Raw genomic sequence first — 1,531 nt, forward strand, 5'->3', positions numbered from 1 at the left:
CGGCGGCGGCCTCGAAGATCGGGGCCTCGTCCAGGTTGTTCGAGGGCAGGTACGACAGCAGCGCCTTCACGCCCCTGCGCGACCTGGCCCACTTCATGATCACGATGTCCGACAACGCGGCGACCGACGTGCTGCTCCGCCGCGTCGGACTCGACCGGGTCAACGGCACCCTCGCCGCGCTCGGGCTGCGCCGCACGCGGCTCATAGGCGGGTGCGCGAAGCTGTTCCAGCAGGTCACCGAGGACATCGGCGAGGACTGGGACGTCGCCACCCAGGACGAGCTGCGGGTCATGGCCGTACGCGACCCTGCCCGCACCACCGCCGGCACGCCGCGCGAGATCACGACGCTGCTGAGCCTCATCTGGCGCGACCAGGCCGGCCCTCCCGAGGCGTGCGCCGAGGTGCGAAAGGTCATGGGCGAGCAGATCTGGCCGCACCGGCTGGCCGCGGGCTTCCCCGACGAGGTGAAGGTGTCGGGCAAGACGGGCACCCTGTGGGGCATCCGCAACGAGTCGGGCGTAGTGGAGTACCCCGACGGCAAGCGGTACGCCGTCGCCGTGTTCGTACGCAGTGATGTCATTCGATCCCGGCTGCCCGCCGCGGACGCCGCCATCGGCTGCGCCGCCCGTCTGGCTGTTGACCGGCTACGTTGACGTCGATTTTCGTGGACTATCGTGATCGTGTGAGGAATCGTCCCCGTGCCAGCCTGGGACGGATCCTGCAGGACCTCGGCACCACCGTCCTCGATGTGGCGGCCTCCCCCGGTGACCTCGACGCCGAGGTCACCGGGGTGCACATCTTCGATCCGCTTGACGAGTTGATCGTCCCCTCGGGTGGGATCCTGCTCGCGGTCGGCGTGCGGGGCGCCGCGGAGATCTGCTCGCTCATCGAACGCGCGCCCGCCGCCGCGGGCGTCGTCGTGAAGCTGCCCGTGGACGTCGACGAGCAGGTCCGCGCCACCGTGCTGGCGACCGGCGTCGCCGTGCTCGGCCTCACCCGGGCCGCCTCCTGGGCGCAGGTCGCCGCGCTGCTGCGTTCCCTGCTGGCCGAGGCCGACCTGGCCGAGCCCGAGCAAGGGCCGCAGGGAGACCTGTTCTCGCTGGCCAACGCCGTCTGCGAGCTGCTCGACGCGCCCGTCACCATCGAGGACAGGTCGTCCCGCGTGCTCGCCTTCTCCGGCCGGCAGGACGAGGCCGACCCGGGCCGCGTGGAGACCGTCCTCGGCCGCCAGGTGCCCGAGCGCTACCTGCGGATGCTCGACGAGCGCGGCTTCTTCAAACAGCTCTACCAGAGCCGCGAGCCCATCTACATGGAGCTCGAGGACGAAAGTGTGATCAACCGGGCCGCCGTGGCCGTGCGCAGCGGCGACGAGATCCTCGGCTCCATCTGGGTGGCCGTGCGCGAGCCGCTCAGCGAGCAGCGGCAGCGCGCGCTCGCCGACGCCGCCAAGATCGTCGCGCTGCAGTGTGCCCCCTGTGGCACGCGCGACATCATGCCACATGTCAAACACGCAGGTAAGGGGCCTATTTCC

General features: G+C 70.7%; 1 protein-coding gene and 1 pseudogene. Both read left to right on the forward strand.

Annotated elements, in window-relative coordinates; all coding sequences use genetic code 11:
* A partial coding sequence (locus AB0J09_RS64475; RefSeq protein WP_360714346.1) for a serine hydrolase occupies positions 1–653 on the forward strand: 653 nt, incomplete at its 5' end.
* A gap of 29 nt (positions 654–682) precedes the next feature.
* Positions 683–1,531: pseudogene (locus AB0J09_RS64480) on the forward strand (PucR family transcriptional regulator); the annotation flags it as partial.

The sequence above is a fragment of the Nonomuraea sp. NPDC049784 genome, assembly GCF_040659615.1.
GTDB lineage: Bacteria > Actinomycetota > Actinomycetes > Streptosporangiales > Streptosporangiaceae > Nonomuraea.